Source organism: Enterobacter soli (assembly GCF_964208575.1).
Classification (GTDB): Bacteria; Pseudomonadota; Gammaproteobacteria; order Enterobacterales; family Enterobacteriaceae; genus Enterobacter; species Enterobacter soli_A.
This window is the reverse complement of the sequence record NZ_CAXOFU010000007.1, coordinates 185437-207695: the sequence shown is the minus strand read 5'-3', so window position 1 is coordinate 207695 and position 22259 is coordinate 185437. Positions and strand designations below refer to the sequence as shown.

Genomic DNA, 22259 nt, shown 5'->3' with positions numbered 1-22259 from the left:
CCTCTCCCCTTTGGGGAGAGGGCAGGGGTGAGGGGAAAGTGGAGGTAGGGGGAAAAAGATGAATACACAACGCCCTTTAATTTCTATTTATATGCCGACATGGAATCGCCAGCAGCTGGCGATCCGCGCGATTAAATCGGTTTTACGTCAGGACTACGACCACTGGGAGCTGCTGATTGTTGACGACTGCTCCTCCTCCTGGGAACAGCTTCAGAAATTCGTTGAGGATCTCAACGACCCGCGCGTGAAGTACACCCACAACGCCATTAACTCCGGGGCGTGCGCGGTGCGTAACCAGGCGATTATGCAGGCTAAAGGCCAGTACCTGACCGGCATCGACGATGACGACGAATGGACGCCAAACCGCCTGTCGACCTTCCTGGCGCACAAGCACCAGCTGGTTACCCACGCGTTTTTGTACGCCAACGACTATGTCTGCCAGGGCGAGGTGTACTCGCAGCCCGCGAGCCTGCCGCTGTACCCGAAATCTCCGTACTCCCGCCGCCTGTTTTACAAGCGCAATATTATCGGCAATCAGGTCTTTACCTGGGCGTGGCGCTTTAAGGAGTGTCTGTTCGATACCGAGCTCAAGGCGGCGCAGGATTACGATATTTTCCTGCGCATGGTGGTGGAATACGGCGAACCCTGGAAGGTGGAAGAAGCCACGCAAATCCTGCACATCAATCACGGCGAGATGCAAATCACCTCGTCGCCGAAGAAGTTCTCCGGCTATTTCCATTTTTACCGCAAGCACAAGGACAAGTTCGACCGTGCCAGCCGTAAGTATCAACTCTACACCCTCTATCAGATCCGCAATAAGCGGATGAACTGGCGCACGCTCCTGACGCTGCTCTCCGTGCGTAACGGCAAACGCCTGGCTGATGGACTTCGGGGGAAATAATGTTTCTGGAAGATTGCCGCGCAAATAGCTGGAGCCTGCGCCCGTGCTGCATGGTTCTGGCCTACCGCATCGCACATTTTTGCTCGGTCTGGCGCAAAAAAAACGTGTTGAACAATATCTGGGCCGCGCCGGTGCTGGTGCTGTACCGCATCATCACCGAGTGCTTCTTTGGCTATGAAATTCAGGCCGCGGCGACCATTGGCCGCCGCTTCACCATCCACCACGGCTACGCGGTCGTCATCAATAAGTTCGTGGTCGCCGGGGATGATTTCACCATTCGCCACGCGGTGACCATCGGCAACCGCGGGCCGGAAAGCCTGGCCTGTCCGGTTATCGGCAACAACGTCGAGCTGGGCGCGAACGTGGTGATTATTGGCGATATCACCGTGGGTAACAATGTGACCATCGGTGCCGGCAGCGTGGTGCTGGACAGCATCCCGGACAACGCGCTGGTGGTGGGTGAAAAGGCCCGCGTGAAGGTGATCAAATGAATATTCTGCAATTTAACGTCCGCCTGGCGGAAGGCGGGGCGGCGGGCGTGGCGCTGGATCTGCACCAGCGCGCGCTGCAAAAGGGGCTTCAGTCCCGCTTTATCTACGGCTACGGCAAGGGCGGCAAGAAAAGCGTCAGCCACGACAACTACCCGCAGGTGGTGAAGCAGACGCCGCGCCTTACCTCCATCGCCAACATCGCGCTGTTCCGCCTGTTTAACCGCGATCTGTTCGGCAATCTCAACGGCCTGTACCGCACGGTGACCCGCTCGGCGGAGCCGGTCGTGCTTCATTTTCACGTGCTGCACAGCTACTGGCTGAATCTCGAAGAGGTGGTGGCGTTTTGTCAGAAGGTGAAGGCCCACAGGCCGGACACCCGGTTCGTCTGGACGCTGCACGACCACTGGAGCGTGACCGGGCGCTGCGCCTTTACCGACGGCTGCGAAGGCTGGAAAAACAGCTGCCAGAAATGCCCGACCCTGAACAACTATCCGCCGGTAAAGGTGGATCGCGCGCACCGGCTCGTATCCGGCAAGCGCCAGCTGTTTCGCGACATGCTTGCGCTCGGCTGTACCTTTATCTCCCCGAGCCAGCACGTCGCGGACGCCTTCAATAGCCTGTACGGGGCAGGGCGCTGCAAAATCATCAACAACGGCATCGACGTGGCAACGGAAGAAATCCTGGCCGAGTTGACCCCGGTCGCCGAAACGCGCGGGAAGCCGAAAATTGCCGTGGTGGCGCACGACCTGCGCTACGACGGCAAAACCAATCAGCAGCTGGTGCGCGACATCATGGCGCTCGGCGACAGGGTTGAGCTGCACACCTTCGGCAAGTTTTCGCCGTTCGACGGCGCAAACGTGGTGAACCACGGCTTCGAAACGGACAAGCGCAGGCTGATGAGCGCCCTGAACGGGATGGATGCGCTGGTGTTCAGCTCGCGCGTTGACAACTACCCGCTGATTTTGTGCGAAGCGCTGTCGATTGGCGTCCCGGTGATTGCCACCCACAGCGACGCGGCGCGTGAAGTGCTGGAAAAGTCGGGCGGGAAAACCTTCAGCGAAAGCGAGGTGCTGCCGCTGGTGCAGCTGCCGAAGGCCGCCATTGCCGAAGCCGTTTTTGGCACCGACCTGGAATCGTTCCGCAACCGCAGCCGCCAGGCCTACAGTGGACAACAGATGCTGGAGGAGTATGTCTCGTTCTATCAGAATCTGTAGCTATCTGCTGCTGCCGCTGATCTACCTGCTGGTCAACGTCAAAATTGCCCAGCTTGGTGAGAGCTTCCCCATCACCATCGTGACCTTCTTGCCCGTTCTGCTGCTGCTGTACGTGGAGAAAATCAGCGTGAAGAAACTGCTGATCGCGCTGGGGTTAGGTTTTGGCTTAACGGCATTTAACTACATCTTTGGTCAGTCGCTGGATGCCAGCAAATACGTTACCTCAACCATGCTATTTGTTTATATCGTTATAATTATTGGCATGGTCTGGAGTATTCGCTTTAAAACTATTTCGCCGCACAATTATAGGAAAATCCTCAGGTTCTTTTATATTGCGGTGGCGTTCATTGTTATGCTTGCTGCAATGGAAATGGCGCAAATTATTTTGACCGGCGGCAGCAGCCTGATGGAGATAATTTCCAAATATCTCATTTACAGTAACAGCTATGTTCTGAACTTCATTAAGTTTGGCGGTAAACGCACCACGGCGCTCTATTTTGAACCGGCGTTTTTCGCTCTGGCGTTAATCTCAATTTGGCTCAGCATCAAACAGTTTGGTATCAAAACCCCTAAGACCGATGCTATGATTCTTGCAGGAATCGTTCTGTCAGGTTCTTTCTCCGGGGTGATGACGTTTATATTGTTCTACCTGCTGGAGTGGGCGTTTCAGTATCTGAACAAGGATGCGATTAAGAAAAAACTGCCGCTGGCGATTATCTCCCTGACGGTATTTTTAGTGGGCGTGATATTTGCATTCCCGTACATCTCAGAGCGTCTGGGCGATTTGGGAACCGAAGGCTCATCCTCTTATTATCGCATCATTGGCCCTCTGGTTATGGTGGGTTATTCATTAACCCATATCGACGGCGTAGTAAGATTCGGCTCACTTTACGAATATGTAGCATCATTCGGAATCTTTAACGGTGCGGATGTCGGTAAAACCATAGACAATGGCCTGTATCTGTTAATTATTTATTTTTCGTGGTTCGCCGTACTGTTGACACTTTGGTATCTGTTTAAAGTTTTTAAAATGATGATTAATGCGTTTGGTGATAACCAGAACTTTCGCGTGCAGCTTTATCTTTTTACGCCAGTGTCGCTGTTCTTTACGGGGTCAATATTTAGCCCGGAATATGCTTTCTTAATTGTCTGTCCGTTTATTCTGCGTAAGGCGCTCAATATTACGAACGTATGACGAAATGAGGTGATTTATGTTTCTTAGCGTCATTACTGTCGCCTTTCGCAACTACGAAGGGGTAGTAAAAACCTGGCGCTCGCTGCGCAACCTGGCGCGCGATCCCAGCCTCACGTTTGAGTGGATTGTGGTCGACGGCGGGTCGAATGACGGCACGGCAGAATTTCTCGAAAAACTCAACGGGGAGTTCAACTTACGCTACGTCAGCGAGAAGGATAAGGGCATTTACGACGCCATGAACAAGGGCATCGCGATGGCCCAGGGGCGCTACGCGATCTTCCTTAACTCCGGCGATGTGTTCCACGAGGACGTGGCGCTATTCGCCCGCCAGCTGGCGCGTCAGAAAGAAGAGGCCATGTATATTGGCAACGCGCTTCTGGACTTTGGTGAAGGCAATAAGGTGCTGCGCAGCGCCAAGCCCGGCTGGTATATCTACCACAGCTTGCCCGCCAGCCATCAGGCTATTTTCTTCCCGACCGCGGGCCTGAAAAAACAGCCTTACGATTTGCAGTATAAAGTGTCATCAGATTATGCGCTGGCGGCCAAACTGTATAAGTCCGGCTATGCTTTTCGCCGAATTAAAGGCCTGGTGTCTGAATTTTCGATGGGCGGCGTGTCAACCTCGAATAATCTGGAATTATGTCAGGACGCCAAATCCGTGCAGCGCAATATTTTACGCATGCCGGGCGTATTAGCGGAATTGTCTTATTTATTACGTCTTAAAACGACGGGTAAAGCGAAAGCCTTATATAACAAAGCCTGAATATAAGGAAAGGTAATGCAAGAACTTAAAGGATTCTCCGTGCCGAAAGGTTTTCGGGGCGGGAACGGTATTAAAGTTCAGCTGTGGTGGGCGGTTCAGGCGACATTATTTGCCTGGTCCCCGCAAATACTCTACCGCTGGCGCGCATTTTTATTACGGTTATTCGGTGCAAAAATCGGAAAAAACGTAGTCATTCGCCCGTCGGTAAAAATTACTTACCCCTGGAAATTAACCCTCGGTGATTACGCCTGGGTTGGGGATGACGCGGTGTTATATACCCTGGGTGACATCACCATCGGTGCAAATTCAGTGGTATCGCAGAAGTGTTATTTGTGTACCGGCAGTCACGATTTTATGAGTCAGCATTTTGATATTACCGCTTCGCCTATTGTGATCGGTGAAAAATGCTGGCTGGCAACGGATGTATTTGTTGCACCCGGCGTTTCTGTTGGCGACGGCACGGTAATTGGTGCCCGCAGCAGCGTTTTTAAATCGCTACCGGCAAATAAAGTTTGCCGTGGCAACCCCGCAGTGGTGATACGCGAACGCGTAGAAACTGAAAAACTTTGATAAGTACGTACAGAGGAAAATAAACATGTCTAAAGTCGCTCTCATCACCGGCGTTACCGGGCAGGATGGTTCTTACCTGGCAGAACTCCTGCTGGAAAAAGGTTACGAAGTTCACGGTATTAAGCGCCGTGCTTCTTCCTTCAACACCGAGCGCGTGGATCACATTTATCAGGATCCTCATGCGGCAAACCCGAAATTCCACCTGCACTACGGTGACCTGACCGATACCTCCAACCTGACGCGCATCTTACAGGAAGTGCAGCCGGATGAAGTCTACAACCTGGGCGCGATGAGCCACGTTGCGGTCTCCTTCGAATCCCCGGAATACACCGCTGACGTTGATGCCATGGGCACGCTGCGCCTGCTGGAAGCCATCCGCTTCCTCGGCCTTGAGAAGAAAACCCGTTTCTACCAGGCGTCCACCTCCGAGCTGTACGGTCTGGTACAGGAAATCCCACAGAAAGAGACCACGCCTTTCTACCCGCGCTCGCCGTATGCGGTTGCCAAGCTGTACGCCTACTGGATCACCGTGAACTACCGTGAATCCTACGGCATGTACGCCTGTAACGGCATTCTGTTCAACCACGAATCCCCGCGCCGTGGCGAAACCTTCGTAACCCGTAAGATCACCCGCGCTATCGCCAACATCGCTCAGGGTCTGGAATCCTGCCTGCACCTCGGCAACATGGATTCCCTGCGCGACTGGGGCCATGCCAAAGACTACGTGAAGATGCAGTGGATGATGCTGCAGCAGGACAAACCGGAAGACTTCGTGATTGCCACCGGCGTGCAGTACTCCGTGCGTCAGTTCGTGGAAATGGCGGCGGCACAGCTGGGCATCAAGCTGCGCTTTGAAGGCACCGGCGTGGATGAGAAGGGCATCGTTGTCTCTGTCACCGGCCACGACGCGCCGGGCGTGAAGCCAGGCGATGTGATTGTGCAGGTTGACCCGCGCTACTTCCGTCCTGCTGAGGTAGAAACCCTGCTCGGCGACCCAACCAAAGCGCACGAAACCCTGGGCTGGAAACCAGAAACCACGCTGCAGGAGATGGTCTCTGAGATGGTGGCGAAAGATCTTGAAGCGGCGAAGAAACACTCTCTGCTGAAGTCCCACGGCTACGAGGTTGCCATCGCGCTGGAGTCCTGAGAATGACCAAACAACGTATTTTTGTCGCCGGTCATCGCGGCATGGTGGGTTCCGCCATTGTTCGCCAGCTGGAACAACGCGGTGACGTTGAGGTGATTGTCCGTACCCGTGACGAGCTGAACCTGCTGGACGGCAAAGCCGTACAGGATTTCTTTGCCGACGCGCGTATCGATCAGGTGTATCTGGCGGCGGCGAAGGTGGGCGGCATTGTCGCCAACAACACCTACCCGGCGGATTTTATTTACGAAAACATGATGATTGAGAGCAACATCATTCACGCGGCGCATCTGCACAACGTGAACAAGCTGTTGTTCCTCGGCTCATCCTGCATCTATCCGAAGCTGGCGAAACAGCCGATGGCGGAAAGCGAGCTGCTGCAGGGCACGCTCGAAGCCACCAACGAGCCTTACGCCATTGCCAAGATTGCCGGGATCAAGCTGTGCGAGTCCTATAACCGCCAGTACGACCGCGACTATCGTTCGGTGATGCCCACCAACCTGTACGGGCCGAACGATAACTTCCACCCGAGCAACTCGCACGTGATCCCGGCGCTGCTGCGCCGCTTCCACGAGGCGACGGCGGAAAACGCCCCGGACGTGGTGGTGTGGGGCAGCGGCACGCCGATGCGCGAGTTCCTCCACGTGGACGATATGGCTGCCGCCAGCATTCACGTGATGGAGCTGGACCGCGAGGTATGGCAGGAGAACACCCAGCCGATGCTGTCGCACATCAACGTCGGCACCGGGATCGACTGCACCATTCGCGAGCTGGCGCAGACCATCGCCAAAGTGGTGGGCTACAAGGGCCGCGTGGTGTTCGACGCCTCTAAACCGGACGGCACGCCGCGCAAGCTGCTGGACGTGACCCGCCTGCATCAGCTGGGCTGGTATCACGAGGTGTCGCTGGAGCAGGGGCTGGCAAGCACCTATCAGTGGTTCCTCGAAAACCAGCACCGCTTCCGGGGGTAATCATGTTTTTAAGTCAGGAAGATTTTGCCACGGTAGTACGTTCCACGCCGCTTATCTCAATCGATTTGCTGGTGGAGAACGAACGCGGCGAGTTCTTGCTGGGGAAACGAACCAACCGCCCCGCGCAGGGGTACTGGTTCGTACCCGGTGGACGGGTTCAGAAGGATGAGACGCTCGACCGCGCGTTTGAGCGTCTTACCGAGGCGGAACTGGGGCTGCGCCTGGCGCAGTCTTCAGCGCAGTTTTTCGGGGTCTGGCAGCACTTCTATGACGATAACTTTTCCGGGACGGCGTTCACCACCCACTACGTGGTGCTCGGTTTTCGCCTGAAGGTCAATCAGGCAGACCTGCGTCTGCCCGATGCGCAGCATGACGACTACCGCTGGCTGACGCCAGAAGCGCTGCTGGCCAGTGACAACGTGCACGACAACAGCCGGGCCTATTTTCTGGCCGATCGTCAGTCCGGAGTGCCGGGCTTATGAAAATTTTGGTCTATGGAATCAACTACTCGCCGGAATTAACCGGCATCGGGAAATACACCGGTGAAATGGTCGAGTGGATGGCAAGCCAGGGGCACGAGGTGCGGGTCATTACCGCACCGCCGTACTACCCGGAGTGGAAAGTGGGGGAGCGCTACTCAAGTTGGCGCTACCGCCGCGAGCAGGGGGTGGCGACCGTCTGGCGTTGCCCGCTGTACGTGCCAAAGCAGCCCTCGACGCTGAAACGTTTAATTCATCTGGGCAGCTTTGCCCTGAGCAGCTTCTTCCCGCTGATGGCCCAGCGCCGCTGGAAGCCGGACCGCATCATCGGCGTGGTGCCAACGCTGTTCTGCACGCCAGGGATGCGCCTTCTGGGCAAGCTCTCCGGGGCGCGCACGCTGCTGCACATTCAGGATTATGAAGTGGACGCCATGCTCGGTCTGGGGATGGCGGGCAAAGGTAAAGGCGGCAAGGTGGCAAAACTTGCCAGCGCCTTCGAGCGTAACGGCCTGCACAACGTCGATTACGTATCGACCATCTCGCGCTCGATGATGAACAAAGCGCAGGAGAAGGGCGTGGCGGCGGAAAAGGTGATCTTTTTCCCGAACTGGTCGGAAGTGGCGCGTTTTCGCGACGTGTCAGAGCAGGATGCCGCGGCGTTACGCCAGCAGCTCGGTTTGCCCGATAACCAAAAAATCATTCTCTACTCGGGCAACATCGGCGAAAAGCAGGGGCTGGAGAGCGTGATTGACGCCGCACACCAGCTTCGTCACCAGCCGTGGACGTTTGTGATTGTCGGCCAGGGCGGCGGTAAAGCGCGGCTGGAAAAGATGGCCAGCGCCCGCGGCCTGAGCAACGTGAAATTTTATCCGCTTCAGCCTTACGAGGCGCTGCCCGCGCTGCTGAAGATGGGGGACTGCCATCTGGTGGTCCAGAAGCGCGGCGCGGCGGATGCGGTTCTGCCCTCCAAGCTGACCAACATTCTGGCGGTGGGCGGCAACGCGGTGATCACCGCCGAAGCGAGCACGGAGCTTGGGCAGCTGTGCGACAGCTATCCGGGGATCGCCGTCTGCGTGGAACCGGAGTCGGTTGACGCGCTGGTGACCGGGATCGAACGGGCACTCGCCATGCCAAAAGTGAACACGGTGGCACGTGAGTATGCCGAACGCACGCTCGAAAAAGAGAACGTGCTTAGCCAATTTATTGCAGATATACGGGGATAAATCATGAGTCAAACCAAACTCTTTCCGGTCGTGATGGCTGGAGGCTCTGGTAGCCGGTTGTGGCCGCTGTCCCGCGTGCTCTATCCAAAACAGTTCCTCTGCCTGAAAGGGGATCTCACCATGCTGCAAACGACGGTCTGCCGTCTGAACGGCGTGGAGTGCGAAAGCCCGGTGGTGATTTGTAACGAACAGCACCGCTTCATCGTCGCCGAGCAGCTGCGTCAGCTCAACAAGCTGACGGAAAACATCATTCTGGAGCCTGCGGGCCGTAACACTGCCCCGGCCATCGCGCTGGCGGCGCTGGCGGCAAAGCGCAGCAGCACCGACTGCGACCCGCTGATGCTGGTGCTCGCCGCTGACCATGTGATCCAGCAGGAAGACGCCTTCCGCGAGGCCGTGCGCGCCGCTATCCCGTATGCCGAGAGCGGCAAGCTGGTGACCTTCGGCATCGTCCCGGATCTGCCGGAAACCGGCTACGGCTACATTCGCCGCGGCGAGGTGACCCCGGGCGAAGGCGACAGCGTGGCGTTTAACGTGGCGCAGTTTGTTGAAAAACCGAATCTGGAAACCGCCCAGGCCTACGTGGGCAGCGGTGAATATTACTGGAACAGCGGCATGTTCCTGTTCCGCGCCGGGCGCTATCTGGAAGAGCTGGAGAAATTCCGCCCGGATATCCTCAGCGCCTGTCAAAAAGCGATGGACGTGGTCGATCCGGATCTCGACTTTATCCGCGTTGACGAAGCCGCGTTCCTCGCCTGCCCGGAAGAGTCCATTGACTATGCGGTCATGGAGCGCACGGCGGATGCGGTGGTGGTGCCGATGGATGCGGGCTGGAGCGACGTGGGCTCCTGGTCCTCGCTGTGGGAGATCAGCGCCCACACCCCGGAGGGTAACGTCCATCACGGCGATGTCATCAGCCACAAGACGGAAAACAGCTACGTTTACGCCGAGTCCGGCCTGGTTACCACGGTCGGGGTAAAAGACCTGGTGGTGGTTCAGACCAAAGACGCGGTGCTGATTGCCGACCGTAACGCCGTGCAGGACGTGAAAAAAGTGGTTGAACAAATCAAGGCCGATGGCCGCCATGAACACCACATCCACCGGGAAGTCTACCGTCCGTGGGGCAAATACGACTCCATCGATTCCGGGGATCGCTACCAGGTTAAACGCATCACCGTGAAGCCGGGAGAAGGGCTGTCGGTGCAGATGCACCATCACCGCGCCGAACACTGGGTCGTGGTGGCGGGCACCGCCAAAGTGACCATCGACGGCGAAATCAAACTGCTCGGTGAAAACGAGTCAGTGTACATCCCGCTGGGGGCCACGCACTGTCTGGAAAACCCGGGGAAAATTCCTCTCGATCTCATTGAGGTGCGCTCCGGCTCGTATCTGGAAGAGGACGATATCGTGCGCTTCCAGGATCGCTACGGGCGGGTGTAGCGCCGGTTAATCCTGCCCGGCGGCGCGTCGCCCGCCGGGCCTACGAATGAAAAAAAATATTTAGCCTGTTAATCGGGCGGGCCAACTGTTGCCTGAAAAAGGGGTCATCATGGAAAAATTAACCTGTTTTAAAGCCTACGACATTCGCGGCAAGCTCGGCGAAGAGCTCAATGAAGACATCGCGTGGCGTATCGGCCGCGCCTACGGCGAATATTTAAAGCCCAAAACCATTGTTCTGGGCGGCGACGTGCGCCTGACCAGCGAATCCCTGAAGCTGGCGCTGGCGAAAGGCTTGCAGGACGCGGGCGTTGACGTGCTGGATATCGGCCTTTCCGGCACCGAAGAGATCTATTTCGCCACCTTCCATCTGGGCGTGGACGGCGGCATCGAAGTGACCGCCAGCCATAACCCCATGGACTACAACGGCATGAAGCTGGTGCGCAAGGGCGCACGTCCTATCAGCGGCGATACCGGCCTGCGCGACGTGCAGCGTCTGGCGGAGGCCAACGACTTCCCGCCGGTGGACGACGCAAAGCGCGGCAGCTATAAGCAGATCTCCCTGCAAAAAGAGTACATCGACCACCTGCTGGGCTACATCAACGTGGCAAACCTCAAGCCGCTGAAGCTGGTGATTAACTCCGGTAACGGCGCGGCGGGCCCGGTTGTTGACGCCCTGGAAGCCCGCTTTAAGGCGCTGAACGTGCCGCTCACCTTTATCAAAGTTCACAACACCCCGGACGGCAACTTCCCGAACGGTATTCCTAACCCGCTGCTGCCGGAGTGCCGCGCCGATACCCGCAACGCGGTGATTGAGCACGGCGCGGATATGGGGATCGCCTTCGACGGCGACTTCGACCGCTGCTTCCTGTTCGACGAAAAAGGCCAGTTCATCGAAGGCTATTACATCGTCGGCCTGCTGGCGGAAGCCTTCCTCGAGAAAAACCCGGGCGCGAAAATCATTCACGATCCGCGCCTGTCGTGGAACACCGTCGACGTGGTGAGCGCGGCGGGGGGCACGCCGGTGATGTCCAAAACCGGCCACGCGTTCATTAAAGAGAGAATGCGCGAAGAGGACGCCATCTACGGCGGCGAGATGAGCGCCCACCACTACTTCCGCGATTTTGCCTACTGCGACAGCGGGATGATCCCGTGGCTGCTGGTGACCGAGCTGCTGTGCCTGAAGGGCAAAACCCTGGGCGAGCTGGTGCGCGACCGCATGGCGGCGTTCCCGGCAAGCGGGGAGATCAACAGCACCCTGGCGCTGCCCGCCGAGGCCATTGCCCGCGTGGAGCACCACTTTGCGCTGCACGCCCTGGAGATCGACCGTACCGACGGGATCAGCATGTCGTTCCCGCAGTGGCGCTTTAACCTGCGTTCCTCCAACACCGAGCCGGTGGTGCGCCTGAACGTGGAATCGCGCGCCGACGTGCCGCTGATGGAAGCGCGAACGCAGGACATTCTGGCGCTGTTGAATCAGTAATCATTGCCCCTCACCCCAGCCCTCTCCCCAAAGGGGAGAGGGAATTTGAACACCCTTTCCCCTTTGGGGAGAGGGTTAGGGTGAGGGGGAAGGTTTAGAACGAAAGGAACAACGATGACAAATCTAAGAAAGCGCGAGCGAGCCAGAACGAATGCATCGTTAATCTCCATGGTGCAGCGATTTTCTGACATCACCATCATGGTCGGTGGCCTGTGGGTGGTGTGCCGTCTTAGCGGGCAGCCATTCTTCTATATGCATTTGCTGATGGCGCTGATTGCGCTGGTTGTGTTTCAGATGATCGGCGGGATGACCGACTTCTACCGCTCGTGGCGCGGCGTCAAAATTACCACCGAGCTGATGCTGCTGCTGCAAAACTGGACCCTGAGCCTGATTTTCAGCGCCGGGCTGGTGGCCTTCAGCAAGGATTTTGACAACCGTCTGATGACCTATCTCTGCTGGTACGTTTTAACCAGCGTGGGGATGGTGGTCTGCCGTTCGCTTATCCGCTATTTAGCGGGCTGGCTGCGCAACCGGGGCTACAACACCCGCTACGTAGCGGTTGCCGGGGATCTTCCGGTAGGACAGGTGCTGCTCGACAGCTTTCGCAAAGAGCCGTGGCTCGGCCTGGAAGTGGTTGGTATCTATCACGACGCTAAACCCGGCGGCGTGTCGTCCGACTGGGCGGGTAACTTTGACCAGCTGATTGAAGACGCTAAAGCAGGCAAAATCCACAACGTCTACATCGCCATGCAGATGAGCGATGAATCCTGCATTAAGCATCTGGTGCGCGAACTTGCCGACACCACCTGTTCGGTGATCCTCATTCCGGATGTTTTCACCTTTAACATCCTGCACTCCCGCATCGACGAAGTGAACGGTGTCCCGGTCGTGCCGCTGTACGACACGCCGCTGTCCGGCATCAACCGCGTGCTCAAGCGCGCAGAGGATATCGTGCTCTCGTCGCTGATCCTGCTGCTGATCTCGCCGGTGCTGTGCGGCATCGCGCTGGCGGTGAAGCTCACCTCGCCGGGGCCGATTATCTTCCGCCAGACCCGCTACGGCATCGACGGCAAGCCGATCATGGTGTGGAAGTTCCGCTCCATGAAGGTGATGGAAAACGACAAGGTGGTCACCCAGGCGACGCAAAACGATCCGCGCGTCACGCGGGTGGGGAATTTCCTGCGCCGCACCTCCCTTGATGAACTGCCGCAGTTTATCAACGTCTTCACCGGCGGAATGTCGATTGTCGGGCCGCGTCCGCACGCCGTGGCGCATAACGAGCAGTATCGTTCGCTGATTGAAGGCTACATGCTGCGCCACAAGGTGAAGCCGGGCATTACCGGCTGGGCGCAGATCAACGGCTGGCGCGGTGAAACCGACACCCTGGAAAAAATGGAAAAGCGTATTGAGTTTGACCTGGAGTACATCCGCGAGTGGAGCCTCTGGTTCGATATCAAAATCGTCTTTCTGACCATCTTTAAAGGCTTTGTAAACAAAGCGGCGTATTAAGGAACGGTCATGAGCTTACGTGAAAAAACCATCAGCGGTGCGAAATGGTCGGCAATGGCGACCATTGTCATCATTGGCCTCGGGCTGGTGCAGATGACGGTGCTGGCGCGCATCATCGATAACCACCAGTTTGGTCTGCTGACCGTGTCGCTGGTGATTATCGCGCTGGCCGACACGCTGTCTGACTTTGGCATCGCCAACTCGATTATTCAGCGAAAAGAGATCAGCCACCTGGAGCTCACCACGCTCTACTGGCTGAACGTCGGGCTGGGGATCGCCGTCTTTGCGCTGGTGTTTGCGCTCAGCGACGTGATTGCCCGCGTCCTGCATAACCCGGATCTGGCTCCGCTGATGCGCACCCTGTCGTTTGCCTTTGTGGTCATCCCCCACGGGCAGCAGTTCCGCGCGCTGATGCAAAAAGAGCTGGAATTCAACAAGATCGGCATGATCGAAACCAGCGCGGTGCTGGCGGGCTTTACCTTTACCGTGGTCAGCGCCCACTTCTGGCCGCTGGCGATCACCGCGATCCTCGGGTATCTGGTGAACTCCGCCGTGCGCACGCTGCTGTTCGGCTATTTTGGCCGCAAGATCTACCGTCCGGGCCTGCACTTCTCGCTGGCGTCGGTGTCGTCTAACCTGCGCTTCGGCGCCTGGCTGACCGCCGACAGCATCATCAACTACGTCAACACCAACCTGTCAACGCTGGTGCTGGCGCGTATTCTCGGGGCGAGCGTGGCGGGGGGCTACAACCTGGCCTACAACGTCGCGGTGGTGCCGCCGATGAAGCTCAACCCGATCATCACCCGCGTGCTGTTCCCGGCGTTCGCCAAAATTCAGGACGACACCGAAAAGCTGAGCGTGAACTTCTACAAGCTGCTTTCCGTGGTGGGGATTATCAACTTCCCGGTGCTGCTGGGGCTGATGGTGGTCTCCAGCAACGTGGTGCCGCTGGTGTTTGGCGAAAAATGGAACAGCATCATTCCGGTGCTGCAGCTGCTGTGCATCGTCGGGCTGCTGCGCTCCGTCGGTAACCCTATCGGCTCGCTGCTGATGGCGAAAGCCCGCGTGGACATCAGCTTTAAGTTCAACGTCTTCAAAACCTTCCTGTTTGTGCCCGCGATTATCGTCGGCGGCCACCTGGCGGGCGCGATTGGCGTCACGCTCGGCTTCCTGCTGGTGCAAATCATCAACACCGTTCTGAGCTACTTCGTGATGATTAAGCCGGTGCTTGGCTCCAGCTATCGTCAGTACATCCTCAGCCTGTGGCTGCCGTTTTACCTTTCCCTGCCCACGCTTGCGGTGAGCTACGGCCTGGGCGTGGTGCTCAACGGGCACCTGCCGCTGGCGGCGCTTCTCGCGGTGCAGGTCGGCGCGGGCGCGCTGGCCTTCGCAGTGATGATCGTGCTGTCGCGCAACGCGCTGGTGGTGGAGATGAAACGCCAGTTTTGCCGTAACGAAAAAATGAAAACGCTGCTTCGCGCAGGCTAGTTATTTAAGAGGCCATTATGAAATTATTAATTCTTGGCAACCATACCTGCGGCAACCGTGGCGACAGCGCCATTCTGCGCGGTTTACTGGATGCGATTAACACCCTTAAGCCTGACACCGAAGTGGACGTGATGAGCCGTTATCCGGTCAGCTCCTCCTGGCTGCTCAACCGCCCGGTGATGGGCGACCCGCTCTACAGCCAGATGAAGCAGCACAACACCGCCGCCGGGGTGATGGGGCGAGTGAAGAAGGTTCTGCGCCGTCGCTATCAGCACCAGGTGCTGCTGTCCCGGGTGACCGATACCGGCAAGCTGCGCAACATCGCGATTGCGCAGGGCTTCACCGACTTTGTGCGCCTGCTGTCCGGCTACGACGCCATTATCCAGGTGGGCGGCTCGTTCTTCGTCGATCTCTACGGCGTGCCGCAGTTTGAGCACGCGCTCTGCACCTTTATGGCGAAAAAACCGCTGTTTATGATCGGCCACAGCGTCGGCCCGTTCCAGGATCCGCAGTTCAACCAGCTGGCGAACTACGTCTTTGGCCACTGCGACGCGCTGATCCTGCGCGAGTCCGTCAGCCTCGATCTGATGAAGCGCAGCGAGATCGACACCTCGAAAGTGGAGCACGGCGTGGACACCGCCTGGCTGGTGGACCATCAGGACGCCAGCTTCCAGGCCAGCTACGCGGTGCAGCACTGGCTGGACGTGGCGGCGAAGCAGAAAACCGTCGCCATCACCCTGCGCGAGCTGGCGCCGTTTGATAAACGTCTGGGCACCACGCAGGAAGCCTACGAAAAGGCCTTTGCCGACGTGGTAAACCGCATTCTGGACAGCGGCTATCAGGTGCTGGCGCTCTCCACCTGCACCGGCATCGACAGCTACAACAAGGATGACCGCATGGTGGCGCTGAACCTGCGCCAGTACGTCAGCGATCCGTCGCGCTATCACGTGGTGATGGACGAGCTCAACGATCTGGAGATGGGCAAGCTGCTGTCAGCCTGCGACCTGACCGTCGGCACGCGCCTGCACTCGGCGATCATCTCCATGAACTTCGGCACCCCGGCGATTGCCATCAACTATGAACACAAATCCGCGGGCATTATGCAGCAGCTCGGGATGCCGGAGATGGCGGTGGATATTCGCCATCTGCTGGACGGCTCGCTCGGCGCGATGGTGGGCGACACTCTCGGCCAGCTTCCGCTCATCAACGAACGCCTGGCGATTGCGGTCGCTGCCGAACGTGAAAAGGGCATCGGGATGGTGAAATCGGTTCTCGACCGCGTGGGGGAGGGCAAATGAAGGTTGGTTTCTTCCTGCTGAAATTTCCGCTGTCGTCAGAAACCTTTGTGCTGAACCAGATTACCGCGTTTATCGATATGGGATATGACGTGGAAATTATCGCCCTGCAAAAGGGCGATACGCAAAACACCCATGCGGCCTACGCCCAGTACGGGCTGGAGGCCAAAACCCGCTGGCTGCAGGACGAGCCGGGCGGGCGGCTGAACAAGCTGCGCCACCGGGCCGGCCAGACGCTGCGCGGCATCCATCGTCCGTCGACGTGGCGGGCGCTGAACGTGTCGCGCTACGGCGCGGAGTCCTGCAACCTGATCCTCTCGTCGATTTGCGGGCAAAACCCTCGCCCCTATCGCGCGGACGTGTTTATCGCCCACTTCGGCCCGGCCGGGGTCACGGCGGCCAAGCTGCGCGAGCTGGGGGTGATTGACGGTAAAATCGCGACCATTTTCCACGGGATCGATATCTCCAGCCGCGAGGTGTTGAATCACTATACGCCGGAGTATCAGCAGCTTTTTCGCCGCGGCGACATGATGCTGCCCATCAGCGAGCTGTGGGCCGGACGGCTGAAAATCATGGGCTGCCCGGAGGAGAAAATCACCGTGTCGCGCATGGGCGTGGATATGGAACGCTTTACCCAGCGCCCGGTGAAGGTGCCGGGTAAACCGCTGCAGATTATCTCCGTGGCGCGCCTGACCGAGAAAAAAGGGCTGCACGTGGCGATTGAAGCCTGCCGCCAGCTGAAAGAGAGCGGGGTGGACTTCCGCTACCGCATCCTGGGGATCGGCCCGTGGGAGCGCCGCCTGCGCACCCTTATCGAGCAGTATCAGCTTGAGGGCGTGGTTGAGATGCCGGGCTTTAAGCCGAGCCACGAAGTCAAAGCGATGCTGGATGAGGCGGACGTGTTCCTGCTGCCCTCGGTGACGGGCGCCGACGGGGATATGGAGGGTATCCCCGTCGCGCTGATGGAGGCGATGGCGGTCGGTATTCCCGTGGTTTCAACGCTGCACAGCGGCATTCCTGAACTTATCGAGCCCGACCGCTCCGGCTGGCTGGTGCCGGAAAACGACGCGGCAGCGCTGGCCGAGCGCCTGGCGGCCTTCAGCCATATCGACCAGCAGGCGCTGATCCCGGTGCTGCAAAATGCGCGGCGGAAGGTCGAGGCTGACTTCAACCAGCACGTGATTAACCGCGAGCTGGCCAGCCTGCTACACACGCTTTAACGCCGAGGTTTTATGCTGAAAAAAATTACCCGACGCTCGTTTATCTCATCGTGCTCGGCGCTTGCCGCCGCGCCGCTGTTGTCCAGCCGCTTCGCCTTTGCCGCGAGCGGCAGTACGGTCAACATTAAGCAGTACAACAATAACGACTGGATCGCCGCGTTTAAGCAGGCGTTCAACGAAGGCGACACCGTGGTGGTGCCCGCCGGATTAACCTGTGAAAACATCAATACCGGCATTTTTATCCCCGCCGGGAAAACGCTGCTGATCCGCGGGGCGCTGACGGGCAACGGGCGCGGGCGCTTCGTATTGCAGGACGGCTGCAAAGTGATCGGAGAAAACGGCGGGCGCACCGAGAACATCACGCTGGACGTGCGCGGTTCAGACTGCGCCATTCAGGGGCTGGCAATGAGCGGGTTTGGCCCCGTCACCCAGATCTACATCGGCGGGAAAAAGCCTAAAGTGATGCGCAACCTGGTGATCGACAATATCACCGTCACCCAGGCGAATTACGCCATTCTGCGCCAGGGATTTCATAATCAGGTGGCGGGGGCGCGTATTACCAACAGCCGCTTCAGCCATCTGCAAGGGGATGCGATTGAATGGAACGTCGCCATTAACGATCGCGATATTCTGATCTCCGACCACGTCATCGATAACATCAACTGTACCAACGGCAAGATCAACTGGGGCATCGGCATTGGCCTGGCGGGCAGCACCTATGACAATGATTATCCTGAGAAGCAGGTGGTCAAAAACTTTGTGGTTGCCAATATCACCGGCAGCAATTGTCGCCAATTAGTCCACGTCGAAAACGGCAAACACTTTATTATTCGTAATGTAAAAGCCAAAAATATCACCCCGGATTTCAGTAAAAAGGCCGGAATTGATAATGCCACCGTGGCAATTTATGGCTGTGATAATTTCGTTATTGATAATATAGATATGGTCAACAGCGCCGGCATGTTAATTGGCTACGGGGTGATTAAAGGGGATTATCTGTCGATACCTCAGAACTTCAAGCTCAATGATATTCGCCTGGATAACCGGCAGCTTGATTATAAATTGCGCGGGATACAAATCTCCTCCGGCAACGCCACCTCCTTTGTCGCCATCACCAACGTCAACATGACGCGCGCGACCCTTGAGCTTCACAATAAGCCCCAGCACCTTTTCCTGCGTAACATCAACGTGATGCAGGAAGCCGCCATTGGCCCCGCGCTGAAGATGAACTTCGACCTGCGCAAGGATATTCGCGGTAAGTTCATGGCGAAAGAGGAGACATTACTCTCGCTGGCGAACATCAAGGCGGTAAATGAGAAAGGGCAAAGTTCCGTCGATATTGATCGGGTCGATCAACATACTGTGAATACCGAAAGGTTAAATTTTAGCCTGCCACGGGGTTAGCCCCGGCTGCGCTATTTTGCGATTAATCCTGGTATCAATTCACGATTTATTCAAAGTGCAACTACTGTATTTTGTGATGCTAAAGCGTAATATCACATGAAGTCTCCGGTAAATCATGCTGGCGAAAACAGGTTTAAGAGCTATAATTCGTCAACCATTTTAAGGTGGAAGAAATAATGATTAATTTGAAAGCAGTCATTCCGGTGGCGGGGTTGGGCATGCATATGCTGCCGGCCACAAAGGCTATTCCTAAAGAGATGCTGCCGATCGTCGATAAGCCGATGATTCAGTACATTGTCGACGAGATTGTTGCTGCAGGGATCAAAGAAATCGTTCTGGTGACGCACTCTTCCAAGAATGCGGTTGAAAACCACTTCGACACCTCTTACGAACTCGAAGCGTTGCTTGAGCAGCGCGTTAAGCGTCAGCTTCTGGCAGAAGTGCAGTCTATCTGCCCTCCTGGCGTAACCATCATGAACGTGCGTCAGGCACAGCCGCTGGGTCTGGGTCACTCCATTCTTTGCTCGCGTCCTGTCGTGGGCGATAATCCGTTTATCGTTGTGCTGCCAGACATTATTCTGGACAACGCCACCGCCGATCCGCTGCGCTATAACCTCGCCGCGATGGTGGCTCGCTTCAACGAAACCGGCCGCAGCCAGGTTCTGGCTAAACGTATGAAGGGCGATCTGTCCGAATACTCCGTTATCCAGACCAAAGAGCCGCTGGATTCCGAAGGGCAGGTAAGCCGTATCGTTGAGTTTATCGAAAAACCGGATCAGCCGCAGACGCTGGATTCAGATCTGATGGCCGTAGGCCGCTACGTTCTGAACGCCGACATCTGGGCCGAGCTGGAACGCACCGAGCCAGGCGCATGGGGTCGCGTTCAGTTGACTGACGCCATTGCCGCGCTGGCGAAAAAACAGTCCGTAGACGCCATGCTGATGACCGGCGAGAGCTACGACTGCGGTAAGAAAATGGGCTACATGCAGGCGTTCGTGAACTACGGAATGCGTAATCACAAAGAAGGGCAGAAGTTCCGCGAGAGCATTAAGAAGCTGCTGGCTGATAGCTAAGCATCGATTTTTGTATGCAGTGGATAGTTTCTGTTCATAAGGCAACTGGTGTTGCAGGTTACATAAAACCTGTTGATGCCAGTTGCTCTATTTGTTTTAAAGATCTGCAACGATAACAATATGTTAAATAACAGGTGTTTCTACTTGTTTCCGGGCTCAATAACGATAACAATTAGTACCCGTTTTACGGCTTACCCCTAAGCGTAATCTGTCCATTTTTTGGCCGTAAAACTTCCTCACATTTTGAATGTATGCAAGTGCACTGGTAGCTTTAAGCCAGGGGCGGTAGCGTGCATATTTCTGCATTCAGCTCGCATTTTCGGGAAGAATCAGGAACATCAATCTCTCGATTTATTCAATAAAGCGGAATAGACAACGTGAAAATTCTAGTTACAGGTGGTGCCGGTTTTATCGGCTCGGCGGTCGTACGACATATTATTAATAATACTCAGGACGAGGTGGTTAACGTTGATAAGCTGACTTACGCCGGTAACCTGGAGTCGCTTGCTGAAGTCAGCAGCAACGAACGTTACGCCTTTGAACAGGCCAATATCTGTGATAAAACCGCGATGGAACGTATTTTTGCAGCGCATAAACCTGATGCTGTTATGCATCTCGCTGCTGAAAGCCACGTTGACCGCTCAATCACGGGCCCTGCTGCCTTTATTGAAACAAATATTGTAGGAACCTACGTTCTGCTGGAAGCGGCCCGCGCTTACTGGTCAGCATTGTCTGATAGCGCGAAATCCGCGTTCCGTTTCCACCATATTTCTACGGATGAAGTTTACGGCGACTTGCCGCATCCGGATGAACATCCTGCTTCCGCCGAATTGCCATTGTTCACTGAAACAACGGCTTATGCACCGAGCAGCCCATACTCCGCGTCTAAAGCGTCCAGTGACCATCTGGTTCGCGCATGGCTACGCACCTATGGTTTCCCGACGATTGTGACTAACTGCTCCAACAACTACGGTCCATATCACTTCCCTGAAAAACTTATCCCGCTGGTTATTCTTAATGCGCTGGATGGAAAAGCACTGCCAATCTATGGCAAAGGCGATCAGATCCGCGACTGGCTGTATGTTGAAGATCATGCGCGTGCACTCTACACCGTTGTGACACAGGGTAAACCTGGAGAGACTTATAACATCGGTGGTCATAATGAAAAACAGAACCTGGAAGTAGTGCATACCATCTGCGATCTTCTTGATGAAATCGTGCCGAAAGAAGGTTCCTATCGCGACCAGCTTACCTATGTTGCTGACCGTCCAGGTCACGACCGTCGTTATGCAATTGATGCGCACAAAATTAGTGAAGAGCTGGGGTGGAAACCGGAAGAAACCTTTGAAAGTGGTATCCGGAAAACCGTTGAATGGTACCTAACCAATCAGGACTGGGTTAATAATGTGAAAAGCGGCGCGTACAAAAGCTGGATTGAGCAGAATTACGGAGAGCGTAAGTAATGAATATTCTGCTTTTCGGTAAGACAGGACAGGTGGGCTGGGAACTTCAGCGCGCCCTGGCTCCGCTCGGTAACGTTATCGCTCTCGATGTGCATTCTAAAGATTATTGTGGTGATTTCAGTAATCCGGAAGGCATTGCGCAAACGGTGCGTAGCATCAAGCCCGATGTTATTGTGAACGCGGCAGCGCATACCGCAGTTGATAAAGCCGAATCTGAGCCAGAATTTGCACAGTTGTTAAATGCCACAAGCGTGGAAGCAATTGCGAAGGAAGCGGCCAGAATTGGAGCCTGGGTTGTTCACTATTCAACGGACTATGTCTTCCCTGGCAATGGTGAAAAACCGTGGGAAGAAACTGATGCCACCGATCCATTGAATGTCTATGGACAAACAAAGCTTGATGGTGAAAAAGCATTGCAGGCGCATTGCCCTAACCATCTGATTTTCCGTACCAGCTGGGTGTACGCTGGCAAAGGTAATAATTTCGCCAAAACCATGCTGCGTCTTGCGAAAGAACGTCAAGAGCTCTCTGTTATTAACGATCAGGTTGGGGCCCCGACAGGTGCAGAATTACTGGCTGACTGTACCGCTCACGCTATTCGTGTTGCTGTGAATAAACCCGAAGTAGCTGGGCTATATCATCTGGTGGCTTCTAACACGACGACCTGGTACGACTATGCCGCATTGGTGTTTGAAGAAGCCCGTCATGCAGGTATTGAGCTGGCCATTGAGAAGCTCAATCCGGTTCCGACCTCGGCTTATCCAACTCCGGCTCGTCGTCCGCATAACTCACGTCTGAATACAGAAAAATTCCAGCGCAATTTCGGGCTGGTCTTACCGTCATGGGAAGTGGGCGTTAAACGTATGCTCGCTGAGTTATTTACTGCTCAATCAGTTTAAAATCAAAATAAATGCCCATTTATGGGCATTTTGTATT

At 56.1% G+C, this 22259-nt stretch carries 20 protein-coding genes; all 20 read left to right on the top strand.

Annotated elements, in window-relative coordinates:
• Positions 1-58: 58 nt before the first annotated feature.
• The 20 genes from wcaA to rfbD all read left to right on the top strand — a co-directional run bounded on the left by wcaA (position 59) and on the right by rfbD (position 22222).
• Positions 59-901 carry a colanic acid biosynthesis glycosyltransferase WcaA gene (gene wcaA, locus AB6V08_RS09940; RefSeq protein ID WP_368542498.1) on the top strand — a complete coding sequence of 281 codons (843 nt, stop codon included), beginning with the start codon at positions 59-61 and terminating at the stop codon, positions 899-901.
• The gene (gene wcaB, locus AB6V08_RS09935) at positions 901-1392 is read left to right on the top strand and encodes a colanic acid biosynthesis acetyltransferase WcaB (protein WP_368542497.1); all 492 of its coding nucleotides are present in this window, start codon (positions 901-903) and stop codon (positions 1390-1392) included. The genes wcaA and wcaB overlap by 1 nt, the downstream gene beginning before the upstream one ends.
• Positions 1389-2606, top strand: coding sequence for a colanic acid biosynthesis glycosyltransferase WcaC (wcaC, locus tag AB6V08_RS09930; RefSeq protein ID WP_368542496.1), 1218 nt, complete (start codon positions 1389-1391; stop codon positions 2604-2606). Before wcaB ends, wcaC begins: the two co-directional genes overlap by 4 nt.
• Complete coding sequence (wcaD, locus tag AB6V08_RS09925) at positions 2581-3801, top strand: colanic acid polymerase WcaD (RefSeq protein WP_368542495.1); 1221 nt, start codon at positions 2581-2583, stop codon at positions 3799-3801. Before wcaC ends, wcaD begins: the two co-directional genes overlap by 26 nt.
• A 16-nt stretch (positions 3802-3817) precedes the next feature.
• On the top strand, positions 3818-4564 hold the full coding sequence (gene wcaE / locus AB6V08_RS09920; protein ID WP_368542494.1) for a colanic acid biosynthesis glycosyltransferase WcaE: 747 nt from the start codon (positions 3818-3820) through the stop codon (positions 4562-4564).
• Between the two features lie 15 nt (positions 4565-4579).
• Positions 4580-5134: a colanic acid biosynthesis acetyltransferase WcaF gene (wcaF, locus tag AB6V08_RS09915; RefSeq protein WP_368542493.1), complete on the top strand. Its 555-nt coding sequence runs from the start codon at positions 4580-4582 to the stop codon at positions 5132-5134.
• A 25-nt stretch (positions 5135-5159) separates the two neighbouring features.
• Positions 5160-6281, top strand: a complete 1122-nt coding sequence (gene gmd, locus AB6V08_RS09910) for a GDP-mannose 4,6-dehydratase (RefSeq protein ID WP_028016374.1) — start codon at positions 5160-5162, stop codon at positions 6279-6281.
• Positions 6282-6283: 2 nt separating this feature from the next.
• Entirely contained in the window at positions 6284-7249 is a 966-nt protein-coding gene (gene fcl / locus AB6V08_RS09905; protein ID WP_368542492.1) for a GDP-L-fucose synthase, read from the top strand.
• Between the two features lie 2 nt (positions 7250-7251).
• Positions 7252-7731 (top strand): GDP-mannose mannosyl hydrolase, encoded by a 480-nt coding sequence (locus tag AB6V08_RS09900; RefSeq protein ID WP_368542491.1) that lies wholly within the window; start codon positions 7252-7254, stop codon positions 7729-7731.
• Positions 7728-8951, top strand: coding sequence for a colanic acid biosynthesis fucosyltransferase WcaI (wcaI, locus tag AB6V08_RS09895; RefSeq protein ID WP_368542490.1), 1224 nt, complete (start codon positions 7728-7730; stop codon positions 8949-8951). The genes AB6V08_RS09900 and wcaI overlap by 4 nt, the downstream gene beginning before the upstream one ends.
• A gap of 3 nt (positions 8952-8954) precedes the next feature.
• Positions 8955-10391, top strand: coding sequence for a mannose-1-phosphate guanyltransferase (gene cpsB, locus AB6V08_RS09890; RefSeq protein WP_368542489.1), 1437 nt, complete (start codon positions 8955-8957; stop codon positions 10389-10391).
• Positions 10392-10500: 109 nt separating this feature from the next.
• Positions 10501-11871, top strand: a complete 1371-nt coding sequence (cpsG, locus tag AB6V08_RS09885) for a colanic acid biosynthesis phosphomannomutase CpsG (protein WP_368542488.1) — start codon at positions 10501-10503, stop codon at positions 11869-11871.
• A 114-nt stretch (positions 11872-11985) separates the two neighbouring features.
• Entirely contained in the window at positions 11986-13380 is a 1395-nt protein-coding gene (gene wcaJ / locus AB6V08_RS09880; protein WP_368542487.1) for an undecaprenyl-phosphate glucose phosphotransferase, read from the top strand.
• A gap of 9 nt (positions 13381-13389) precedes the next feature.
• The gene (gene wzxC, locus AB6V08_RS09875) at positions 13390-14868 is read left to right on the top strand and encodes a colanic acid undecaprenyl disphosphate flippase WzxC (protein ID WP_368542486.1); all 1479 of its coding nucleotides are present in this window, start codon (positions 13390-13392) and stop codon (positions 14866-14868) included.
• 17 nt (positions 14869-14885) lie between these two features.
• Positions 14886-16166 (top strand): colanic acid biosynthesis pyruvyl transferase WcaK, encoded by a 1281-nt coding sequence (gene wcaK, locus AB6V08_RS09870; protein WP_368542485.1) that lies wholly within the window; start codon positions 14886-14888, stop codon positions 16164-16166.
• Positions 16163-17383: a colanic acid biosynthesis glycosyltransferase WcaL gene (wcaL, locus tag AB6V08_RS09865; RefSeq protein ID WP_368542484.1), complete on the top strand. Its 1221-nt coding sequence runs from the start codon at positions 16163-16165 to the stop codon at positions 17381-17383. Before wcaK ends, wcaL begins: the two co-directional genes overlap by 4 nt.
• 12 nt (positions 17384-17395) lie before the next feature.
• Positions 17396-18787 carry a colanic acid biosynthesis protein WcaM gene (gene wcaM / locus AB6V08_RS09860; RefSeq protein WP_368542483.1) on the top strand — a complete coding sequence of 464 codons (1392 nt, stop codon included), beginning with the start codon at positions 17396-17398 and terminating at the stop codon, positions 18785-18787.
• 176 nt (positions 18788-18963) lie between these two features.
• Positions 18964-19860: a GalU regulator GalF gene (gene galF, locus AB6V08_RS09855; RefSeq protein WP_368542482.1), complete on the top strand. Its 897-nt coding sequence runs from the start codon at positions 18964-18966 to the stop codon at positions 19858-19860.
• A 377-nt stretch (positions 19861-20237) separates the two neighbouring features.
• Positions 20238-21323: a dTDP-glucose 4,6-dehydratase gene (gene rfbB / locus AB6V08_RS09850; protein ID WP_368542481.1), complete on the top strand. Its 1086-nt coding sequence runs from the start codon at positions 20238-20240 to the stop codon at positions 21321-21323.
• Positions 21323-22222, top strand: coding sequence for a dTDP-4-dehydrorhamnose reductase (gene rfbD / locus AB6V08_RS09845; protein ID WP_368542480.1), 900 nt, complete (start codon positions 21323-21325; stop codon positions 22220-22222). The genes rfbB and rfbD overlap by 1 nt, the downstream gene beginning before the upstream one ends.
• The last annotated feature ends 37 nt before the right edge of the window (positions 22223-22259 follow it).

What these genes read in the sequence shown, in the direction of transcription:
- wcaA (WP_368542498.1), top strand. Translation starts at nt 59, where the DNA reads ATGAATACACAACGCCCTTTAATTTCTATTTATATGCCGACATGGAAT.
- wcaB (WP_368542497.1), top strand. Translation starts at nt 901, where the DNA reads ATGTTTCTGGAAGATTGCCGCGCAAATAGCTGGAGCCTGCGCCCGTGC.
- wcaC (WP_368542496.1), top strand. Translation starts at nt 1,389, where the DNA reads ATGAATATTCTGCAATTTAACGTCCGCCTGGCGGAAGGCGGGGCGGCG.
- wcaD (WP_368542495.1), top strand. Translation starts at nt 2,581, where the DNA reads ATGTCTCGTTCTATCAGAATCTGTAGCTATCTGCTGCTGCCGCTGATC.
- wcaE (WP_368542494.1), top strand. Translation starts at nt 3,818, where the DNA reads ATGTTTCTTAGCGTCATTACTGTCGCCTTTCGCAACTACGAAGGGGTA.
- wcaF (WP_368542493.1), top strand. Translation starts at nt 4,580, where the DNA reads ATGCAAGAACTTAAAGGATTCTCCGTGCCGAAAGGTTTTCGGGGCGGG.
- gmd (WP_028016374.1), top strand. Translation starts at nt 5,160, where the DNA reads ATGTCTAAAGTCGCTCTCATCACCGGCGTTACCGGGCAGGATGGTTCT.
- fcl (WP_368542492.1), top strand. Translation starts at nt 6,284, where the DNA reads ATGACCAAACAACGTATTTTTGTCGCCGGTCATCGCGGCATGGTGGGT.
- AB6V08_RS09900 (WP_368542491.1), top strand. Translation starts at nt 7,252, where the DNA reads ATGTTTTTAAGTCAGGAAGATTTTGCCACGGTAGTACGTTCCACGCCG.
- wcaI (WP_368542490.1), top strand. Translation starts at nt 7,728, where the DNA reads ATGAAAATTTTGGTCTATGGAATCAACTACTCGCCGGAATTAACCGGC.
- cpsB (WP_368542489.1), top strand. Translation starts at nt 8,955, where the DNA reads ATGAGTCAAACCAAACTCTTTCCGGTCGTGATGGCTGGAGGCTCTGGT.
- cpsG (WP_368542488.1), top strand. Translation starts at nt 10,501, where the DNA reads ATGGAAAAATTAACCTGTTTTAAAGCCTACGACATTCGCGGCAAGCTC.
- wcaJ (WP_368542487.1), top strand. Translation starts at nt 11,986, where the DNA reads ATGACAAATCTAAGAAAGCGCGAGCGAGCCAGAACGAATGCATCGTTA.
- wzxC (WP_368542486.1), top strand. Translation starts at nt 13,390, where the DNA reads ATGAGCTTACGTGAAAAAACCATCAGCGGTGCGAAATGGTCGGCAATG.
- wcaK (WP_368542485.1), top strand. Translation starts at nt 14,886, where the DNA reads ATGAAATTATTAATTCTTGGCAACCATACCTGCGGCAACCGTGGCGAC.
- wcaL (WP_368542484.1), top strand. Translation starts at nt 16,163, where the DNA reads ATGAAGGTTGGTTTCTTCCTGCTGAAATTTCCGCTGTCGTCAGAAACC.
- wcaM (WP_368542483.1), top strand. Translation starts at nt 17,396, where the DNA reads ATGCTGAAAAAAATTACCCGACGCTCGTTTATCTCATCGTGCTCGGCG.
- galF (WP_368542482.1), top strand. Translation starts at nt 18,964, where the DNA reads ATGATTAATTTGAAAGCAGTCATTCCGGTGGCGGGGTTGGGCATGCAT.
- rfbD (WP_368542480.1), top strand. Translation starts at nt 21,323, where the DNA reads ATGAATATTCTGCTTTTCGGTAAGACAGGACAGGTGGGCTGGGAACTT.